Here is a 19,971-nt window from a genome sequence, read left to right on the forward strand (position 1 = left end):
GACTGTGGGGCGCTAGAACCAGGCCCGGAGACCGAACACCACGCCGGTGTCGGAGGCCCCCTCCCCGTCGGCCCGGGCGTAGTCGGCGGTGCGGCCGAACCGCCCCCCCCAGGTGACGCCGACATAGGGAGCGAACTCGCGCCGCACCTCGTAGCGAAGCCGAAGGCTAAACTCGGCGTCGGACAGGCCCGATCCTGTGCCAGTTTCGCGCACGTCCTGGGCGGCGAAGTTGAGTTCGGCGCGAGGCTGCAGGATCAGGCGCTGGGTCAGGCGCCAGTCGATCGCCCCCTCGGCCCGGGCCAGCACATCGCCCTTGTTGGACACGAACACCGCGCCCTCGGCCTCGATCCAGTAGGGCAGCAGGGTCTCGAACCCGATGGTCGCATAGGTTCGTGACTTGGGCTCCAGGTCCTGGCGGACGCCGACCTGCAGGTCGGTGTAGAGGCCCATGGCCCGCGAATAGAGCGCCTGCACCTCGCCGCTCTCGACGCCGTGACGGTCGCCCTCGCCTTCCGACTTGATGACCAGGCGGTCGATGTCGCCGCCGAACCAGGCCTCGCCGGCCCAATGATAGCCGTCGGCGCCCGAGCGGGCCTGGTATTCGAAGAGGTTGAGCATCACCTGCGAGGCCTGGGCCCCGCCGTGCTCCTGGCGCAGCAGCGCGCGCGCCTGCTCCATCGCGGCGGGATCGAAGATCCGGTCGGCCAGGTGATCGGTCGGGGCCGGCGGGGCGGCGGTCTCGCGATCGGGAAGCGGCGGCGGCTCCATCGACGGTTCGGCCGTCATCGCCCCCATGTCGTGACCGGCATGAGGGTCGGGCGCGCCCATGTCATGGCCGGCATGGGGATCGGCCGACGTGGTCGCGGGCGCGTGATGGTCGTGCTGGGCCAGGGCGGGACCGGCCCACAACACGGGCAGCACGGCGATCAGGGAGGCCTTCATCGCGCGCCCTCCCCCTGGCCGTCCCGCACGCTGAAGACCTGAAACATCCCCGCATGCATGTGGTAGAGCATGTGACAGTGGAACGCCCAGTCGCCGGCCTCGGCCGTGAAGTCGAAGGCGACCCGGCCGCCCGGCAGCACGATCACCGTGTGCTTGCGCGGCATATGCCCGGCCGGACCGAAGGCCAGTTCGAAGAAGTGGCCGTGCAGGTGGATCGGGTGGGCCATCATGGTGTCGTTGACCAGCACGACCCGCACGCGCTCGCCGTGCCGGAACACATAGGGCGGCGGCCTGTCGCTGAACTTGCGTCCGTCGAAGCCCCACATGAAGCGTTCCATGTTGCCGGTCAGGTGGATCTCCATCGACCGTTCCGGCGCGCGCTGGTCGGGATTGGCCTCCAGCGCCACAAGATCGCGATAGACCAGCACCCGATGGCCCACGCTCTCCAGCCCCTGACCGGGCTCGGCCGTGCGGTCCACCGCCATGGGCGACAGCATCTGCACGCCCGGACCGAGCGGGACCTGCGGGGCGTTGTCGGGATTGCGCATGGACATGTCCATGCCGCCCATGTCGCCCTTGGCCATCACATCGCCGCCCCGGGCGCGCGGCGGGGCCATGCCGGGAGCGGGCTTGGCCGCGGGCATGGCGTGGCCCATGGCCGCGTGGTCCATGCCCGACATGTTCATGCCCCCGTGGTCCATGCCGCTCATGTCCATGCCCATGTCGCGCATGTTGGCCAGGGGCCGCTTGCGCACCGGCGGGACCTCGGCGCTCATTCCCGGCCGCGGGGCGAGCGTGGCCCGCCCCAGGCCCGAGCGGTCGACCGACTCCGAAACGATGGTGAAGGCCTTGTCCTCGACCGGCTGGACGATGACGTCGTAGGTCTCGGCGTTGCCGATCTGGAACTCGTCGACCTCGACGGGCCGGACATGCTGGCCGTCGGAGGCCACCACGGTCAGCTTCAGCCCGGGAATGCGGACGTTGAACACCGACTGGGCGCCGGCGTTGATGAACCGCAGCCGCACCCGCTCGCCGGGCGTGAACAGGCCCGTCCAGTTGTCCTGGGGGCCCCGGCCGTTGATCAGGAAGGTATAGGCCGCTCCGGTGACGTCGGAGATGTCGGTCGGATCCATCAGCATCCGACCCCATTCCAGGCGCTCGGCCAGGGTCTGGTCCTCGCCCTTCAGCAGGCCGGCGATGGTCTGGCGCTGGAAGTTGAAGGCGCCGCTCTGCTGCTTGAGGCGGCGGAAGATCTGGTGCGGGTGGATGCGACTGTGGTCGGAAAGCACGACGACGTGTTCGCGATCGAACGCGACGGGATCCTCGCCGGCCGGGTCGATGATCATCGGGCCATAGTGCCCGATCTGCTCCTGCAGCCCCGAGTGGCTGTGATACCAGTAGGTGCCCGACTGCCGGACCTTGAACTCGTAGACGAAGGTCTCGCCGGGCTTGATGCCCGGAAAGCTGACCCCCGGCACCCCGTCCATCTCGAACGGCACCAGCAGGCCGTGCCAGTGGATCGAGGTCTCCTCGTCCAGGCCGTTGCTGACGTGCAGGCGGACGGTCTGGCCTTCCTTGAGCCGGATAAGCGGACCGGGGACGGTTCCGTTGATGGTGACCGCATGGCTGGTGCGGCCATCCACCGAAACGGGCGTGTGGCCGATCGTCAGCCGGATGTCCTCGCCCGTCAGGGCCGCGGGCGAGCGTTCGGCCGCCGCCGCGGGACGCGCCCAGGCGGGCAGCAGTTCGGCCAGCGCCGCGCCGCCGCCGAGGATCGCCAGGGATTGCAGAAAGCGGCGGCGGTCCAGGGCTCCGCGGGAGATACGCATGTTGGTCCTTCGTACGGCGCGCCGGGCCAGCCCCTCGGGGCTGCGACGCGGTCTCGCTCCATGCTACGCGCATGATCCGCCCTTCCCTCAACCTCCTGGCAAATTGTTTCAGGTCTCGGCGAGCCACTCCGTCAACCGCCGGCGCGCCCGGTAGACGCGCGTCTCTACGGCCTTGACGCTGATCCTGAGCAGATCGGCCGCCTCCTGTTGCGACAGCCCCTCCAGGCCGGTCAGGATCAGCGGCTCCTTGAGCTGGTCGGGAAGCCGCGCGATCGCGCGCTCCAGACGCACCAGCTGTTCCGAGCGCAGGGCCTGGGTTTCGGGACCTTCGGCCGGATCGGCGTAGTCCGGCGTTCCTGGCGCGTCGATCGAGCGCTCGCCGAGGATCAGCCGCCGCACCTTCAGGCGACGGCCGCGATCGCGGCACTTGTTCAGGGCGATGGCGGAAAGCCAGGTCGAGAAAGGGCGCGAGGGATCGTAGCGATCCAGCGCCTTCCAGGCGGCGACGAAGCTTTCCTGAACGACGTCGAGGGCGGCGTCGGCGTCGCCCAGGTGACGACGGGCGAAGGCGTGCAGCCGACCCTTGTGACGACGCATGAGCAGGCTGAAGGCGAGATCATCGCCTTGCGCCGCCCTGCGGGCCAGCGCGCCGTCCTCGTCGTCACCGGATGACCGGGTCACGGGGTTTCGGGCGTGAGCGCTTCGCTGACGCGACGATCGAACTTGGCCGCCTGCGCCGGGGTCAGCTCCTTGCGCATGGCCAGCACGTGCTCGACGGTCTCCTTCTGCAGGGTGCCCATCGCGACGTGGAAGCGCTCGACCGCCGCGGCGACCTCAGGCGTGTACTCGTGGCGCGCCTGGATGGCCGCGGCCAGTTGCGCGTTGGCGGCCCGGAGCTCGGCTTCCCGCGCGCGGCGGCGCACGGCGAAGTCCTGCTCCAGCGCCTCGATGCGGCGGTCCTGCTCGCTGGTCAGCTTCAGTTCGTTGTGGACGACATCGTGGAGCGACGGCGCCTCGCGCTTCGGGAGCAGATGTCCCGAGCCGAGCCACCCGCCGCCGATACCGGCCGCCAAGGCCAGCACCACGGTCAATACGGCGCCGCGCGAGATCGCCATCTAGCGGCCGTCCAGCAGGGTCGACGGCGCCAGGTGGGCGTCGACCGAGAAGGCCGCGATCTCCAGCGGCTTGCTCGTGGTCGAGGTCGTGGCGAGGCTGCCGCCGATCATGCCGATCCCGAGGGCGGCCACCACCGATGCGGCGCGCAGCGGCGTCAGCAGCATCCCCGACGGCTGACGCAGGGCGTCGATGCGCGCCCAGACGCGCCCTTCCAGGCCGTCCAGCCGCGCCGACGGCCGGCGCCGCATCACTTCCATCAGATGGTCGAGCTCTTCGCTCATGTCCGTTTCCCAGGCCCTCGACACCACCCTATACGCTTCAATCGTCCCGCCCCCTCATGTCGAGCGATAATCGCGCGGGTTCAGGCGTCGGCGCTGTTGATCAGGAAGATCGCCAGCACCGTCGCGGCCTGCGCCAAGTCGGCGGGCGACAGCCGCTCCAGGGTGTCGAGGCTCGTGTGGTGCGCCCGGCTGTCGTAGTCGAGCGGATCCTGCAGGAACGAGATCCCCCTAAGGCCGATCTCGGTGAAGGTCGACTGGTCGGCCGGCCAGTGCGGACCGTCATAGACCGCCAGCACGCCCAGGTCCTTCAAGGGCGCGATCCAGGCGCGATAGAGCTCGGCCAGGGCCGGGTCGCCGCCGGTGAAGACACCCCGGATCCGACCCGAGCCGCCGTCCAGGTTGAAGGCGACGGCGAAATCCTCGTACTCCGGCCCCTTGCGCAACGGACCGACCTTGGCCCGTCGCCCCTCGACCGCCAGGGCCGCCTGCTCGGGCGCGGTGGAGCGCGGAACCCAGCCCAGGCGCTGCTTCGCATAGGCTTCGGAGCCATAGAGCCCCTGCTCCTCGCCGCCGTAGAGCACGACGCGAATGGTGCGGCGGGGCCTGGCGCCGACGGCGCGCAGGATGCGAACCGCCTCCAGGGTCGCGGCCACGCCCGCGCCGTTGTCGGCCGCGCCCACGCCCGCCGCCCAGCTGTCGAGGTGCGCGCCGGCCAGGACCACCTGCGCCTTCAGGGCCGGATCCCGGCCCGGCATCTCGGCCACGACGTTGTAGCCCGGCTCGTCGGAAGCGCCCTCCTCGGTGGCGATCTCCAGTTCCAGCCGCGGCGGCGCCCCGGCCTCAGCCAAGCGCCAGCATCGGGCATAGGCCGCGCCATCGACATAGATCGCCGGAAAGGCGGGCCGCTCGGCCGACAGCCAGGGGCGACCGCCGAGCTCGGAGCCGTCGACGACCACGGCGCCCGGCTCGGCGCCGCCGCCGTCGATCACCACGGCCAGCACGCCCTCGGCCGCCAGGAAGGCGTTGCGGCGGGCCTTGAACAGCCCTTCGCGTCCCTGGCGCGCCCGTCTTTCGGCGACGGTGCGGTAGTAGGCGCGGACGGCCTCGGCGGCGTCGCCCTTCAGCACGGCCTCGTCGCTGTAGCGGACGACGGGCGGACCTTCGCCGGCGGTGGACTTGGGCGGTCCCAGCAGCACGACCCGGCCGGACAGCGTTCCCTTGGCACGCTGGAGATCCTCGTCGCTGTCCAGGCGCGCGGCGACCGCCTGGCCGGCGATCGCGCCACGCGTCGCCACCGACCAGGGGCTGGCCGCCGCGACGAACTGGGCCTTGTCGGGGGCGGTCATCCGGATCCAGGCCAGGGTCTGTCGCCAGGAAAGGCCGAACGGACCGATCGGCTCGAGCCGGGGATCGCGGAGACCCAGCGCCCGCATCCGCGCCAGCGCCCAATCATGGGCGCGGCGCATGTTGGGCGACCCCATCAGCCGTGCGCCGACCTCGTCGACCAGGCTGGCGGCGTAGGTCATGGCCTGGCCGCGGTTGAGGCCTTCGTCGCGGATCGGCTGGTAGAGGGCCAGATCCGGGACCGACGCCTCGCGCGCCAGGGCTTTCGGGGCCAGGGCCAGCGCGCCAAGCCCGGCCAGGGTCTCCCGCCGCGCCAGCCTCACCTCAGCGCTCCGCCGCCACGCGGATGACGCCGACGTCGTCCTCGATGTCGATGAGCGTGCCGAACTGCATGGAGGCGGCCTGGATGCGCTTGAGGATCCGCTGGGCGTCCTCGTGCGAGGGCGACTTGGGCGTGCCCAGCAAGCGGTCGTCCTGCAGGTTCTGCACGAAGGGATGGATGCGGATCACCGCGACGCGGCCGTTGCGATACTCACTGACCGCCACCGCGCCGTCGTACCACTCGGCCGGCAGGGTGAAGCCGCGGAACTGACGGTTCTTGTCGCCGACCTGGAACATCAGGCTGCCCATGCCGTAGAAGATCGGCCGCCCCTTGTAGATCTCGACGCCCAGCAAAGCGTGCGGGCCATGACGCACCACCGCGTCCGCGCCGGCGTCGATCAGTTCGTGAAACAGCGGCCGCATGTAGTCGGCCGGCCGGATGTCCTCCGGATCCGACGAGGCCGTTTCGTGGGCGTGGATCGAGAACACCACCAGATCGGCCTTGCTCCGCGCTTCCCTGACGCTGGCCAGGGCCGCGCCCCGATCGCCGGCGTCGAGGTCGTAGCTGAGACCCGGGCGCTCATCGACACGGAAGGTCGTGCGGCCGATGGTCAGTTCATCGCCGGTCTTGGCGGCGTTGAACACTTCCGGGTTCTTGGTCGCGTCGGGCGTCGCCGAGCGGGCGGCGATCTCGCGCAGGGTCCGCATCTGCTCGGACGTCACGCGCTGCAGTTCACGCGCACGCAGCGGGGCTAGGCCTGGCCGGGCGCGAAAGCCTCGGGCCGGATTGGCGTCGGCGGCCAGCGAGATGTCGGTATAGGTGCCGGCGAACGACACCAGGGCCACCGTTCCGCGCGCCGTCTTGGCGTAGGCCGGCGCGCGAGCGGCCGTCAGGCTGTCGCCCGTGCCGGCATGGACGACGCCGGCCGCGTCGAGCGCGCGCTCCGTCAAAGCCATGCCCTCGACGCCGAAGTCGGTGGCGTGGTTGTTGGCCATGGACATGACCTTGAAGCCCAAGGCCTTGAGGTCGAACGCCACCGCTGCGTCGTTGATCGGCGTGCCGCCGCCGTTCTGGGCCGCCGGCCAGCCGGGGAACTTGTCGAAGTCGAAGACCGCGCCTTCCTGGTTGCCGAAGGCCGCATCGGCGCCCGACAGCAGCGTCTGGATCCGCAGCGTGCCGGGATCGCCCAGGCCGGTGATGGGATGTTCGGGCCCGATCAGGTCGCCGGTCACGGCCAGCGAGAAGCCGTCCTTGATGGTGGCCGGCGCCTGAGCGGCGGCCGGTCCGGCGAGCGAGGCTGCCAGCAGCGCAGTGATCAGTAGACGCATTTCATCCCCTCGGTCCCGGGCTTGCGGGCCCATTGATAGACCTCCGCCTGCTCGCCGCGCGGCAGGTAGGTCAGCGGGAAGGTCTTGCCGCCGCGGGTGACCTTCAGGGTCAGGGTCGCGGCCGGATCGCCCTGCACGCCGTCCAGCGCCACCGCGTAGGTGACGACGTCGCCGTCGCGCAGCCCGGCCTTGGCCGCCTCTGAACCCGGGATCAGGCCACGGATCGTCTTTGTCGTCCCGACCAGCGACTTCGGCTCGAAGCCCAGTTCGAACCGACGCACCTTGGCCGTCGTGCGGGTGAAGCAGGGTCCGAAGTCGTCGGGCTGCGGCAGCATCAGGCCGCCCGCCAGCATGGCCTCGTGCAGCTTGCGGCCGTCCTCGCCCAGTTCGCCGGTCACCAGCGCGATCCAGGCCGCGTCGTCGGCCTTCTGACCGGCGGCGAAGCGGCGGTTCATCTCCAGCACCAGATCGTCGACCGAGCGCTTGCCGCCGCTGGCGCGACGGATCTTGCCGTCCAGCACCGCGAAGTACAGCCCGCCCCGATCATAGGGCAGCACCCGGATGCGGCTGTCCTCCCAGAAGCGCGGCGCGATCTCGCCGTCAGGCGTGCCGTTCAGCGGATTGGCGTAGTAGCGCCGCGCGGTCTCGTTGAGGTCTTCCAGGAACTCGTCGGCCGACAGCAGGTCGGCCCGGAACGGCAGCAGGCCCTGATAGTGGACGGCGATCCCCTCGCCGTACCACTGGCCGGCGTCGGAGTCGGTCCAGGTATGGACCATCTCATGCGACAGCGTGCCCTTGAGGCTGTCGCCCTTGGTGTCGGCGCCATAGGTGGTCAGGAACGAGCGGGTCAGGGCCGTGCCGCCGCCGGCGTTGATCGGGTTATAGCGCAGGAAGACGCGGTACGGCGGAACCGCCTTGTCTTGGAAGAAGCCGCTCATCCAGCCGTGCAGGCGGTTGGTCCAGGCCATCAGCGGCGCGGGATCGAACGGCGGCGCCCCCATCCAGGCGGCCGAAAAACCGGTCTCGGACACGGCCGCCGGCTCGCGCTTCATCGGTCCGGCCATGAACACGGTCGAGGCCAGCTGGCCGGCGAGACCGTCCGGCAAGGCGACGTCGCCCTCGCCGAAGCTGGAGGTCGCCGTCGAGCCCTCCGGCAAGGCGCCCAGGTCCCAGCTGAGGCGGATGCGGCGCACGACCTGGTCCTCGGGCAGCAGGACGAAGGTGTTGCCGACGCCCGAAACCCCGCCGCCTTCGGTGCGCAGGGCGTAGGGCGGGCCCGAGCCTCGGGTGGGCGGGGTGTTGTCGACCGGCGCGACGTAGCGGACCACGACGGGACCACGGGTCGCCCGGCCGGCTAGCCAGTGGCGCGACCAGACCATCCCCGTGGCGGGGTCGTCCTTGATCGTCAGGGGGATCTCGCCGTCAGCGTCGGAGGCCTTCAGCCCGGTCAGGGTGTCGGCGACCGTGGCCGTGTTGGCGATGACCAGCGGCAGGGTCAGCAGCGGCGCGCCGGCCTGGACCGACAGTTCGGAGAACCGCATCTCGACGCCCAGGCCGCCCCTGCCCTCCGCCGTGTCCATCCGGCTCGGCGTCAGGCGCAGGTCGAGGGATGGCGTGGAGCGGGCAAGGCTGGTTCCCGCCGGCGCCAGCAGGAGGACGGCGGCCAGTCCGGCCAGCAGACGGGTTCTCAGGGTCATCGCACCTGCTCGTAGAGATAGGCCGCCGCCGCCAGGTCCTGCACGGCGTGGCCGATCGACTTGTACACGGTAATCTCGGACGCCGACCGACGCCCCGCCTTTGGATCGGCGAACACCTCGCCGATCTCGGCGGCGATGCAATCGCCGTCCACCAGACCGGCGGCGATGGCGCGCAGGAACTCGCCCGCGCCATTGTGCGCCGACTCCCGGCTTTCGACGAAGTAGCGGCCGACCGACACCACCGCGGCCTCGGCCTCGGCGGCCGAGGCGACGCTCGCGCCGACCAGGTTCACGTGGGTGCCCGGCGTCAGCCATTCGGCCATCAGAACCGGCTCGACGGCGCCGGTCACGGTGCAGACGATGTGGGCGTCGGCGACGGCTTCGCGAGCGTCCTCGACGGCGACCACGGCAAGCCCCGTCGCCTCCGACATCTGTTCGCAGAAGACCAGGACGCGTTCGAAAGATCGCCCCCAAACGCGCACTTCCCGCAGCGGCCGCACCCGCGCCAGGGCCTCGATATGGGCGCTGGCCTGGTGACCGTGCCCCATGAGGGTCAGGCGATCGGCGTCCGCGAGCGCGAGGGCGTCGGTCGCCGCCGCCGTGCCGGCCGCGGTGCGGATCTGGGTGATGGCGCCGGCGTCGGCGACGCAGACGGCCTGTCCGCTCTCGGCGTCGAACAGCACCACCACGCCCTGATGGGCGCTGYGCCCCGGACGATCGGGCTCGGCGAACACGCTGATCAGCTTGGCGCCGAAATAGCCGCCGGCGATCAGCGCGCCGGGCATCTGCCCGAACAGCCGCCCCGCCCCGATCGGAATGATCGAGCGGGGCAGTTGCCGGGTCTGCCCGCCGGACAGGGCCACCATCGCCTCGCGCACCGCCGCCCGACAACCATCGACATCGAGGCGTTGCAGGACGGCGGCTTCGTCGAAGAACCGCATGCCTAGAAGCTGCGGCTCAGTGAGACGCCCGCGGTGCGCGGCTGCAGGAAGATGGCCTGCGGCGAGCTGGTGCCGCCGCGGGTGGTCGCTTCCACTACGCCGCGCTCGTCGCCCAGGTTCTTGATGTAAGCCGTGAACCTCCAGTCGGCGTCGTAGAGACCGGCCCGCACGTCCACCGTCGTGTAGGACGGCAGCTTGATCCGCGAGCCGTAGGCGGTGTTGCCCGTCGCCGTCGGCAGGATGTTGGCGAAGTCGCCATAGCGCTCGCCGACATAGGCCAGGCTGACGCCGACCGTCGCCGAGAAGCCGTGGCCGATCGACCAGTCGTAGTCGCTCGACAGGCTGGCCGAGACCTTGGCCGAACCCGGCAGGCGGTCGCCCTTGTCGCCATAGATCGGCGAAGCGCCCGCCGGCGACTTCAGGTCATCCGACAGCTTGGCGTCCAGAAGGGTCAGCGCCCCGTCGAACGACAGCCCGCCGATCGGCGCCCAGCGGCCCGACAGTTCCAGGCCCTGGCTGCGGGCGGTCGAGCCGTTGGTGTAGTAGGTGAACTGCGTGGCCACGTCGGTGGTCAGGAGCTGGATGTCGTCCCAGTCGACCCGGAACAGCGCGGCCTCGTAGGTGAAGCGCGCAGCCCTGATCACGCCCTTCAGGCCGGCTTCGTAGCTGACCACGCTGTCGGACTGGAACGACAGCGGAACGCCCGTGACCCCCGCGCCGTTGGGACCGCCCGGGCGATAGCCGGTGGCGATGCGCAGATAGGCCATGGCGTCGGGCGAGATCTTGTAGCTCGGCGTCAGCAGCCAGGTGACCGCGTCGTCCGACGACTTGGCTCGGGGCTCCGACGAGCTCGGACCGAAGAAGCGCACCGCTTGCGGAGCGATGGTCGTGGTCGAGGCGCTGGTCTGGTCGTTCGACGAGTAGCGCACGCCGGCCTGCACGTCGAAAGCCGGCGTGAAGTGGTAGGTGAGGTCGGCGAACGCCGCCTTCTCCTCGAACTTGGCGGGGCCCACCGAGGCGTAGGCGGTCGTGTCCGAGCCCGTCGTCGGGCGCACGACCAGCGTCTGGTCGACCGAGATCTTCTCATGGGTGTAGAAGCCGCCGACCAGCCATTCGAGCGGGCCGTCCGACTTCGAAGCCAGGCGGATTTCCTGGCTGAATTTCTTGGTCTGGTCGGCGTTGACCAGCGAGACGCTGGATCCGGTCGGCGCCGAGAAGGCCGACAGCAGGAAGCCGAAGGTGTTGGTCTGGTCGAGGTCGGAGGCCGACTTGATGCGGTTGTAGGCGCTGACCGAGGTCAGGTCGGCGAAGCCGAGATCGTACGTGGCCCTGCCTTGATAGAGGGTCACGTCGACGTCGCGCCTGGTCGGCGCGATGTTCAGCGTCATGTCGCCGAAGTACGGCGTGAAGTCGACGCCGCCGGTGAAGGCGCCCGTGCCGCACGACGGGCATATGCGGATCTGCGGGCTGCCGACGAACTTGGCCTCCTGGCGCAGCACCGACAGGTCGATGCTCAGGGCGTCGATCGGCTTGAACAGCAGCGCGGCGCGGCCGCCCTCGACGCGGTTGTCGTTGATGTCCTCGCCCGCGGCCTTGGCGTTGATGTTGTCGAGGTAGGGCGGATCATGGCGGGTGAAGCCGCTGACCCGCAGGGCCAGCTTCTCGCTGATGATCGGCAGATTGACCGAACCACGCAGCGACCAGCCTTCATCGCCGCCGGACGCGGTGTTGGCGCCGGCCTCGATACGGCCGCTGAAACGCTCGGTGTTCGGGCTGACCGTTACGTACTTCACCAGGCCGCCGAGGCTGGAAGCGCCATAGAGCGTGCCCTGCGGGCCGCGCAGGATCTCGACCCGCTGCAGGTCGGACGGATCGATGTCGATCAGCGGCGACTGGGCCGAAGCCGCGCCCGAGGTCAGCGGCACGTCGTCCAGGGCGAAGGCCACGGTCGCGGCGGTGCCGCCGCCGGTGGTGACACCGCGGATGGCCACACCGTTGGCGCGCTGCTCGGTGCCGCCGCCGCTCAGCGAGACGCCGGGAACCCGGTTATAGAAATCGCGGATCTGCACCAGGTTCTGCCGGGCCAGATTGTCGCCCGTGACCGCCGCCACCGAAACGGGCACGTCCAGCAGGCGCTCGGACTTCTTCTGCGCGGTCACCACGATCTCGCCGATCGTCGTGTCGTCGGCCGCTTCCTGAGCGTGCGCCAGGGAACCGGCCAGCAGGCACGCACCGCCCGTTCCCGCCAGCAGAAAAGCCTTCAAACCGTTGCGCATCGCAGACCCCCAAGATGCGGAGCACGGCGCCGACGCCCGCCCCAAGACCCATGTTCGCCAATACCCTTGCAACAGAACGAAGACAGCTTCAACATTTTGTTGAATTCATCGACACGGCGTTGAGGCGCGACGAATTGCGCATGCTTTTCAGATCACTGCTGCGCAAAAGGCAGGCGCCGCGGCGCCCGTTCGTGCGGGGCGCCGATCATGTTGCGCGGGCGCCGAGGCCGGAATATCAACGCTCTGTTGAAATCAGTCGCCTCGTTCCCGGTTCGCAGCTTCGCATGAAAGACCTGACCTCCGTGCAAGACGAAAAGGCCCTGCTGGGCGTGCTTCAAGGCGTCGCCAAGGCGTTGGAATGCGCCGTGAACCAGCACACCGAGGTCGTGGTCCACAACCTGCGCCAGCCCGAGTCTTCGATCATCGAGATCGTCAACGGACACGTCAGCGGACGCGGGGTCGGCTCGGCGATCATTGCGGGGCCGGCCGAGGACAAGGCCTTCGACACCCTCGTCGCCAGCAAGGCCGCCGCCCATCCCAACGAGGTGCGCGTCGTCTCGAACTACACTTCCCGAACCGCTGACGGGCGCGCGCTGCGCTCGTCGTCGGTGGTGCTGTTCGACGAAGAAGGCGTTCCCGCCGCCGCGCTGTGCCTGAACGTCGACATGGGCGCGATCGAGCGCATACAGCGCGACGTCCAGGCCGCCCTGATCCCCATGGTCCTGCCCCCGCTTCCCGCGCCGAGGTCGGAAACCAACATCGAGGACCTGATCGAAGAGATCATCGCGTCGGCGCTGGACGCCGCGGGCGTGCCGGTCGACCGCCTGTCGAAGGCCGAGAAGAAGGCGGCCGTCGCCACCATGCACGAACGTGGCCTGTTCGTGATCCGCGGATCGGTCGAACGGGTCGCCGCCCGCCTGGGCGTCACCAAGTTCACGATCTACAACTATCTCGACGAGATCGGCGCCAAGCGGTCCTGAGCCGGCCCTCTGCCGGTCCCAGGCCGCTCCGAAGGCGCCGGCCGCTAGCCGCCCGGGTGCAGCCCCGGCGCTTCCTGGCCGGTGCGGCTGACATATTCGGTGTAGCCGCCGCCGTACTGATGGACGCCCTCGGGCGTCAGTTCCAGCACCCGGTTCGACAGGGCCGCCAGGAAATGGCGGTCGTGCGAGACGAAGAGCATGGTGCCCTCGAAGTCCGCCAGGGCCGCGACCAGCATCTCCTTGGTCGCCATGTCGAGGTGGTTGGTCGGCTCGTCCAGCACCAGCAGGTTCGGCGGGTCGAACAGCATCTTGGCCATGACCAGGCGCGCCTTCTCGCCGCCGGACAGCACGCGGCAGGGCTTTTCGACGTCGTCGCCGGAGAAGCCGAAGCAGCCCGCCAGGGTGCGCAACGCCCCCTGCCCGGCCTGCGGGAACGAGCGCTCCAGCGACTCGAAGATCGTCTCTTCGCCGTCCAGCAGGTCCATGGAGTGCTGGGCGAAGTAGCCCATCTTGACGCTGGCGCCGATGTGGACCGCGCCCTGGTCGGGCTTGGCGTCGCCGGCCACCAGCTTCAGCAGCGTCGACTTGCCGGCGCCGTTGGCGCCCAGCACGCACCAGCGCTCCTTGCGGCGCACCAGGAAATCCAGGCCCTCATAGATCGGCTTGTCGCCATAGCCCTTGTGGATGTTGCGCAGGTTGATCACGTCCTCGCCCGAACGCGGCGGGCTCTGGAACTCGAACTGCACCGTCTGGCGGCGGCGCGGCGCCTCGACGCGTTCGATCTTGTCGAGCTTCTTGACCCGGCTCTGCACCTGGGCGGCGTGCGAGGCGCGCGCCTTGAACTTCTCGATGAACTTGATTTCCTTGGCCAGCATGGCCTGCTGGCGCTCGTACTGCGCCTGACGCTGCGCCTCGCCGAGCGCCCGCTGCTGGTCGTAGAAGTCCAGATCGCCCGAATAGGTAATCAGCGAACCGGCGTCGATCTCGATCACCTTGCCGATGATGCGGTTCATGAACGCGCGGTCGTGCGAGGTCATCAGCAGCGCGCCGTCGTAATTCTTGAGGAAGGCCTCAAGCCAGATCAGGCTTTCCAGGTCCAGGTGGTTGGACGGTTCGTCGAGCAGCATGCCGTCGGGCCGCATCAGCAGGATGCGAGCCAGCGCCACGCGCATCTTCCAGCCGCCGGACAGCAGGCCGACGTCGCCGTCCATGCGCTCCTGGCTGAAGCTGAGACCGGCCAGCACCTCGCGTGCCCGCGCCTCCAGCGCATAGCCGTCCAGCTCCTGGAAGCGCTCCATCACCTCGCCGTAGCGCTCGATGACGGCGTCCAGCTGGTCGGCCTGGTCCGGATCGACCATGGCCGCCTCGAGCGTGGCCATTTCGGCGGCCAGCGCGCTGACCGGGCCGACGCCGTCCATCACCGCGGCGACCGCGCTCTGGCCCGACATTTCGCCGACATCCTGGCTGAAGTAGCCGATCGTCATGCCGGAATCGATCGCGACCAGCCCGTCGTCGGGCTGTTCCTGGCCGGTGATCATGCGGAACAGCGTCGTCTTGCCGGCGCCGTTGGGGCCGACGAGCCCGACCTTCTCGCCCTTCTGGATGCCCATCGAGGCTTCGATGAACAGGAGTTGGTGGCCGTTCTGCTTGGAGATGTTGTCGAGGCGGATCATGGGGCGGTCTGCTAACGCGGGCCGAGGCAGAACGCCAGCCTCTGGGCCACATCAATTCCGGACGCGACGATTGGCCGTCACCTTTCAGGCCCCGGTCGCGGGATCCAGCATGACCCCAGGCGTGGGCCGTCCGTTCAGCAGCGAGGCGGCGATAGCGATCCCCGCCAGGCCGAAGACGGTGGAGGCGCCCCTGCCGCTGATCACGGTCACTGGGCGCACGCGCGGCATGAGGGCCTGTCGGCGCCGTCCATCCCGATTGCCTCGCGCGCTTACGCCACCGGATCAGTCGCCTGCATCCAGGTCATGGGCATATCGCTGGCGGACCCACTGGTCTTCGTCGCTGTCGGCCAGCTTGCGCATGGCGTAGGCGCGGGTGGTGTCGAGCAGGCGATAGGCGATGGCGCCGCCGACCGGTTCGGCCGTCACCAGCGACTTGTCGACGAGGCTGGCCAGGGTCTCGATCGGGCTGGTCAGTTCACAGCCGGTCTCGGCGATCCGGCAGGCCGCGCTCAGCGTGAAGGCGGCGGGAAACACCGACAGCCGCCGAAGGACCGCGCGCTCTTCCTCGGACAGCAGATTGTAGCTCCAGTCTATCGCGGCCGTCATCGTCTGGTGGCGATCCGGCCAGGAGCGCAGCCCGCCAAGCTGCCGAAAACGTCCGTCGAGCAACCCCAGAAGCTCGCGCACCCCGAAGGCGCTGGCGCTGTTGGCCGCCAGTTCGATCGCGAGGGCCAGACCATCCAGGCGCTGGCAGATCTCGGCCACGATCGGCGCGTCCTCGTCCTCAACGTGGAAGGCGCGGTTCCTGGCGGCGGCGCGCTCGATGAAAAGCTGCGTGGCGGGAAACGCCAGGAGCGCCCCGGCCTGAAGGCTTGGCGCGATCGGCGGCGTATCGAGCGGCGGCAGGCGGTAGACCCGCTCTCCGTTGATCCGCAGAGGCTCGCGGCTGGTCGCCAGGATCCGCACCCCGGGAGCCTCCGCAAGAAGCTGCTGCGCACAGGACGCGGCCGCCTCGATCAGGTGTTCGCAGTTGTCGAGAACCAGCAGCAACTGGCGATCGCGCAGATAGTCCATCAGTTCGACCCGGGCGGTCGGTCCCTGGTCGGAAAGGCCTACAGCCCTGGCGATCGCGCCATGCACCTGGGCCGGCTCCTCGACGCTCGCCAGGTCGACGAACCAAGCCCCGTCGGCGACATGGCCCGCAAAACCTTCGGCGACCGCGACGGCTACCGTGGTCTTGCCCATGCCGCCGGCGCCGACGATCGACAGCAGCCGATCGGCCTCAAGACCCTTCTGGATGTGGGCGATGTCGTCGGCGCGTCCGACGATGCCGACCATCGCGGACGGCAGGTTGTTCTGGCCGCCGGCGGAGCGGCCCTCGCCAGCGGCGCGGCGCTGGCGCCCCGCCTGGACGGGCGCGACGAACCGATAGCCGCGGCCGATCACCGTGGCGATGTACTGCAGGCTTCCGGCCTTCTCGCCGAGCGCGCGGCGCAGCGCGGCGATGTTGACCTTCAGATTGGCCTCTTCGACCGCCAGGCCGGGCCACCCTCGCTCGAGCAGTTCGCTCTTTGAGAGGACGACGCCGGGCTGTTCCACCAGCGCCGTGAGGAGGTCGAACGCTCGGCCGCCGAGCGCGACGGGAATCTGGTCCTCGACAAGCAACTGCTGCTCGGGGTTCAGCACGAAGGGACCGAAGGCGAACGACCTCGACTGGTCAAACTGGGTCGTCATCACGGGCCTCCGGTCCAGGTTCGAGACGCCGTCGGGGACTTCCGACCTCGTCGACCTGCGCCCGCCCTGCACAAAAGGTAATCAGGGCCAGCGCGCTGACAGTCGGAGACGCAAGGCCTCCGAAAACCCGTAAGAAGTCGGCGCTTTTTACATCTCTTTACCAGAGAGCCCCTGCCGGACACGGTAGGTTGCGGCGGTGGGAACCTGACGGGTCGCCCGTTGAGTTATCGACTCCGACGCGGCAAGGCCTTGATATCTCGGAAGTACTTTGTCGCATCCCGGCCGCTCCACGGCTCGGACGACCCTGACCTTCGTCCGTGAACGGCGCCGGGGTGCGGTCGCCGGGATCCCCGAAACGGTGGCGTTCTGGGGACGATGAATTGAGGCGACGTGGACTTTCGATCCTGGCCTTCGCGACGGCGCTGAGCCTGGCGTCCAACGCGGACGCCCGGGGCCTGCTGGGCGGCGCCCGGATCGTCCTCAAGGAAGGCCGCCTGGCCGACGCCCTGCGAGACCTTTCGGTCCGCAGCGGTTCGGACCTGTTGTTTGCGCCAGACGTCGTGGGCGAGCTCAGAAACAGGCGCGTCGTCGGCAACCTCAAGGTCGAGCCGATCCTGTCTCGCCTGCTGGAAGGAACCGGCCTCAGCTATCGCCGGGTGGGCGATGGCGCCTACATCGTCTATCGCCCCGAACTGGACCAGCCGACAGCGCTGCCCGAGGTGCTGGTCATCGGCCGGAAGGCCCAGAACGCCGACATCCGCCGCACGCAGAACGACATCCAAGGCTATCGCGTGGCCACCGCCGCGGACATCCGCAGCTCGCACGTCGACAACCTCGACCAGTTTCTTCGCTCCCGGCAATCCAACAACGCCGAGCGCTTCGGCCCCATCAGCGATCCGCGCGGCCAGAGCGCGACCAACCGGTCGGAAGTGGACTTTCATGGCCTAGGCCCGAGCCAGACCCTGGTGCTCGTGGACGGCGCCCGAATGCCCAGCACGCTTTCGCTGAGCTATCTTGCGCAGTTCTACCAGCCCGACCTGAACGGCTTGCCGCTTCTGGCGATCGACCGGATCGAAAGCCTGACGGGCACGGCCGGAGGCATCTACGGCCCCGGCGCCACAGGCGGCGTGATCAACATCATCCTGAAGCGCGACTATCGGGGCGCCGAAATCAGCACCACCGCCGGTGCGACGACGCGCGGCGACGCCGTGCGCCGACGCGTCGATGCACGGATCGGCTTCACGCCCGACCACGGCGCGACCGATGTCATGATCAACGTCTCTCGGGCCGAAAACGACGGCCTGCGCTTTGGCGACCGCGAGTTCGCCGAACGGGCCCTGCAAGCAGACATCGCAAGCAACGACACGCCTCCCAACTTCCTGAACGGCGTGGTCATCAAGAGCATCTGGGGCGATCCTTTGAGGCTAAGCCGCGCCTTCGGCGGCGCCTCTCTGGGGTCGACCTTCACGTACCTGCCGCTGGGCGCGTCCGGGGTCGGCGACGGGTCGATCCTGCTGGCCAACRCAGGCAAGTACCCAAGCCGACTGTCCCCAGACGGCAACGGCGACCTGCGCAGCCTGACCAACGACACGACCGTGACGTCGCTCCTGTTCAACGCGCGCCACAGGTTCGGCGACCATGTGGAAGCGGTCATCGATTTCGTCGGATGGGAGAACGAGGGCCGTTCGGTCTCCGGGTTCGCCATCACGGGCTGGCAATTGGGATGGCCCCTGTTCATGCAGCCCCAGAACGGCGCCGCCCCGGCGGACGCCTTCCCGTTCAGCCAGCCCGTCGAGGTCATCTTCCCGTTTCCCGGCCTTGAGGCGCTGACCCGCAATCGCATCCGCACCACGCGCGCATCGGCCAAGGTCATCTTCGACCTGCCCAGATCCTGGCGCGGAGAAGCGACCTACAGCGCTGGTGGGATGCGCAATCGGATCCGCACAGAAGGCTTCGCCTTCGACCAGAACTTCCCCATGTCGCTGTTCCTGATGCAGCCGGGCGCCAATGGAGAGCCCACGCCAAGACCGCTTGGCTCCTGGAATGAATTCGTCGCGACGCTGCAGGCCTACAAGCAGCCAAACACGGAGAGCATGGAGCGTAAGCTTCGCCTGCGCGATGTCGCGGTTCGGCTGGGCGGTCCCGTTCTGCGGCGTGAAGCCGGCGACGTGGTCTTGTCCCTGCTGGCCGAGCGGCGCGAGGAGCGCGCCAAGCTTACGCCCCGGCTAGAAAACGGCGTCAGCACCGTACCGGACAATGCCGACTACTCTTTTGCGGTCACGACGACCTCGCTCTATGGCGAGCTTCGCGCCCCTATCCTGTCTCGCGAGTCCGAACTGACGCCGTTGCGCGGACTGGAGATGCAACTGGCTACGCGCTTCGACCAGGACGAGGCGGATATTCCCGCGGGTACGCATGGGGAACCCAGGGGCAAGTACAAGCGAGCGGGCCTGGTCTACACGGCCGGTTTTCGCGTGTTCCCGCTGGAACGCCTGCTCGTGCGCGCCAGCGTGGCTACGGGCGTGTTGCCGCCGACGCCAGATCAGATGATCGCCGGACACACCTCGTTGTCGCAGGGCGGTTCATGGGGCTACACCGACCCGGCGCGCAGAGGCGAACTCATCGGCCTTTATGCGCCCGTCCCCGTACTCACCGAGGGGTCGCCCAACTTGCGCCCGGAATGGGCGCGAACCGTGGCTCTGGGCGTCGTCTTCAATCCCGACGGCCGTCGCGGACCGCGGATCTCGATAGACTACACCCGCACCGAAAAGCGTGACGAGATAAGCCAGGTCGATCTCGGAAACTTCACCTACATCCTGAACAACGAGACGCGCTATCCAGATCGGATTGTCCGCGCCCCGCTTACTGCGGCCGATGTCGCCGCCGGCTTCACGGCCGGGGTGATCACTAAGATCGACGCGACCTATCTGAATGTCGGCAGGACGACCGTCGATGCGGTCGACCTGCATGTGGATCAGAGCCTCATCCTGGGAGGCCATCGCTTCCGCCTGTTCGGCGGCCTAACCTGGACGCCGAGCCTGACCCGGCAGCCCGCGGCCGACAAGCCCGTGCTGCAGTACGTCGGCACTGGCGAGGGCCCCCTGCGCTGGAAGGGCGCCGGCGGCGTGGCCTGGGACCATGGACCGCTGACGGTTCAACTCGAGGCCCAGTACTACGACGCCCATGTCCACGCCGGCGCTGCATATTCGACCGCAAGGGCCCCCGCGGAGCTGGCTGCCTATCGCACTCCCGCGCAGACCTATCTCGACGCCGCCGTGACCTGGCGATTGCCGCTCTCGCGCCAACAGTCGCCGAATCGCGACGTCGAGCTCAGGTTCGGCGTGCAGAACCTTCTGGACCACGATCCGCCGACCGTCGCCGGCAGCGACTACGGGTACAGCTTCTACGGAGATCCACGGGGGCGGCGGTTCGAAGTCAGCGCCACCGCCCGATTCTAGAAATCGCGGCGAATTTTTACGGGTTTTCGCAAGGCTTGCGTCACGGGTGG

General features: G+C 69.0%; 15 protein-coding genes. 2 read left to right on the forward strand and 13 right to left on the reverse strand.

What is annotated here, in order from left to right; all coding sequences use genetic code 11:
* Window positions 1-12: 12 nt before the first annotated feature.
* The 10 genes from AC1DCG_RS12445 to AC1DCG_RS12490 all read right to left on the reverse strand — a co-directional run bounded on the left by AC1DCG_RS12445 (window position 13) and on the right by AC1DCG_RS12490 (window position 12,076).
* Window positions 13-942 (reverse strand): copper resistance protein B, encoded by a 930-nt coding sequence (locus tag AC1DCG_RS12445; RefSeq protein WP_477036410.1) that lies wholly within the window; start codon window positions 940-942, stop codon window positions 13-15.
* Complete coding sequence (locus AC1DCG_RS12450) at window positions 939-2,771, reverse strand: copper resistance system multicopper oxidase (protein WP_477036411.1); 1,833 nt, start codon at window positions 2,769-2,771, stop codon at window positions 939-941. Before AC1DCG_RS12450 ends, AC1DCG_RS12445 begins: the two co-directional genes overlap by 4 nt.
* A gap of 108 nt (window positions 2,772-2,879) precedes the next feature.
* On the reverse strand, window positions 2,880-3,452 hold the full coding sequence (locus tag AC1DCG_RS12455) for an RNA polymerase sigma factor (protein ID WP_477028157.1): 573 nt from the start codon (window positions 3,450-3,452) through the stop codon (window positions 2,880-2,882).
* Window positions 3,449-3,886: a periplasmic heavy metal sensor gene (locus AC1DCG_RS12460; protein ID WP_477028158.1), complete on the reverse strand. Its 438-nt coding sequence runs from the start codon at window positions 3,884-3,886 to the stop codon at window positions 3,449-3,451. The genes AC1DCG_RS12455 and AC1DCG_RS12460 overlap by 4 nt, the downstream gene beginning before the upstream one ends.
* Window positions 3,887-4,168, reverse strand: coding sequence for a hypothetical protein (locus tag AC1DCG_RS12465; RefSeq protein ID WP_477028159.1), 282 nt, complete (start codon window positions 4,166-4,168; stop codon window positions 3,887-3,889).
* A gap of 80 nt (window positions 4,169-4,248) precedes the next feature.
* Window positions 4,249-5,835, reverse strand: a complete 1,587-nt coding sequence (locus AC1DCG_RS12470) for a M20/M25/M40 family metallo-hydrolase (protein WP_477028160.1) — start codon at window positions 5,833-5,835, stop codon at window positions 4,249-4,251.
* Window position 5,836: 1 nt separating this feature from the next.
* The gene (locus tag AC1DCG_RS12475) at window positions 5,837-7,162 is read right to left on the reverse strand and encodes a CapA family protein (protein WP_477028161.1); all 1,326 of its coding nucleotides are present in this window, start codon (window positions 7,160-7,162) and stop codon (window positions 5,837-5,839) included.
* Window positions 7,150-8,859: a M61 metallopeptidase family protein gene (locus tag AC1DCG_RS12480; RefSeq protein ID WP_477028162.1), complete on the reverse strand. Its 1,710-nt coding sequence runs from the start codon at window positions 8,857-8,859 to the stop codon at window positions 7,150-7,152. The genes AC1DCG_RS12475 and AC1DCG_RS12480 overlap by 13 nt, the downstream gene beginning before the upstream one ends.
* A complete protein-coding gene (locus AC1DCG_RS12485) occupies window positions 8,856-9,800 on the reverse strand; it encodes an ornithine cyclodeaminase family protein (protein WP_477041508.1) in 945 nt (314 codons plus the stop codon). Before AC1DCG_RS12485 ends, AC1DCG_RS12480 begins: the two co-directional genes overlap by 4 nt.
* 2 nt (window positions 9,801-9,802) lie before the next feature.
* Window positions 9,803-12,076 (reverse strand): TonB-dependent receptor, encoded by a 2,274-nt coding sequence (locus AC1DCG_RS12490; RefSeq protein ID WP_477028164.1) that lies wholly within the window; start codon window positions 12,074-12,076, stop codon window positions 9,803-9,805.
* Window positions 12,077-12,126: 50 nt separating this feature from the next.
* Between AC1DCG_RS12490 and AC1DCG_RS12495 the strand changes: the two genes are divergently transcribed.
* Window positions 12,127-13,056, forward strand: a complete 930-nt coding sequence (locus AC1DCG_RS12495; RefSeq protein ID WP_477028165.1) for a helix-turn-helix transcriptional regulator — start codon at window positions 12,127-12,129, stop codon at window positions 13,054-13,056.
* Between the two features lie 44 nt (window positions 13,057-13,100).
* Here the strand turns inward: AC1DCG_RS12495 and AC1DCG_RS12500 are convergent, their stop codons facing one another.
* The 3 genes from AC1DCG_RS12500 to AC1DCG_RS12510 all read right to left on the reverse strand — a co-directional run bounded on the left by AC1DCG_RS12500 (window position 13,101) and on the right by AC1DCG_RS12510 (window position 16,463).
* On the reverse strand, window positions 13,101-14,729 hold the full coding sequence (locus AC1DCG_RS12500) for an ABC-F family ATP-binding cassette domain-containing protein (RefSeq protein WP_165259823.1): 1,629 nt from the start codon (window positions 14,727-14,729) through the stop codon (window positions 13,101-13,103).
* Between the two features lie 84 nt (window positions 14,730-14,813).
* Window positions 14,814-14,939, reverse strand: a complete 126-nt coding sequence (locus AC1DCG_RS12505; protein WP_477028166.1) for a hypothetical protein — start codon at window positions 14,937-14,939, stop codon at window positions 14,814-14,816.
* A gap of 72 nt (window positions 14,940-15,011) precedes the next feature.
* Window positions 15,012-16,463, reverse strand: coding sequence for an ATP-binding protein (locus AC1DCG_RS12510; RefSeq protein ID WP_477036412.1), 1,452 nt, complete (start codon window positions 16,461-16,463; stop codon window positions 15,012-15,014).
* A 380-nt stretch (window positions 16,464-16,843) separates the two neighbouring features.
* Here AC1DCG_RS12510 and AC1DCG_RS12515 point away from each other — a divergent pair, with 380 nt between their 5' ends.
* Window positions 16,844-19,921 (forward strand): TonB-dependent receptor, encoded by a 3,078-nt coding sequence (locus tag AC1DCG_RS12515; protein WP_477041509.1) that lies wholly within the window; start codon window positions 16,844-16,846, stop codon window positions 19,919-19,921.
* Window positions 19,922-19,971: the final 50 nt, after the last annotated feature.

It is taken from the genome of Caulobacter sp. 10L414 (genome assembly GCF_056395525.1).